Raw genomic sequence first — 340 nt, 5'->3', positions numbered from 1 at the left:
AGCTTCGACACATGAATTTACCCAAGCTTGAAGACGCCTACGTCTGTCGCGAGACAATTTACACTGCCATCTATGCGCTGCCAGTTGGGCAACTGCGCAAAGAGCTCATCCATTGCCTGCGGCATGGCAAAAGTACGCGTAAGCCTCGCCGTGGTGAGACGGACCGCCGAGGTCAGATCCCCGACATGGTCAGCATTCACCTTCGCCCGCCCGAGGTGGACAAGCGCGAGATGCCTGGGCATTGGGAAGGCGACCTGATCAAGGGCAAAGGCAATGCCTCAGCGGTTGGCACTCTTGTAGAGCTCAGTAGCGGATACTTGATACTGGCAAAGATGCATGA

1 protein-coding gene is annotated in these 340 nt (G+C 56.2%); it reads left to right on the top strand.

Translation table 11 applies throughout. The features are described 5' to 3' along the window. A partial coding sequence (locus QD208_RS17590; protein ID WP_279837688.1) for an IS30 family transposase occupies positions 1 to 340 on the top strand: 340 nt, incomplete at both ends.

It is taken from the genome of Cobetia sp. 29-18-1 (genome assembly GCF_029846405.1).
In the GTDB taxonomy this organism is placed as follows: Bacteria; Pseudomonadota; Gammaproteobacteria; order Pseudomonadales; family Halomonadaceae; genus Cobetia; species Cobetia amphilecti.
Note: the sequence above shows the minus strand (reverse complement) of the source record. Positions and strands in the feature narration are given on the sequence as shown.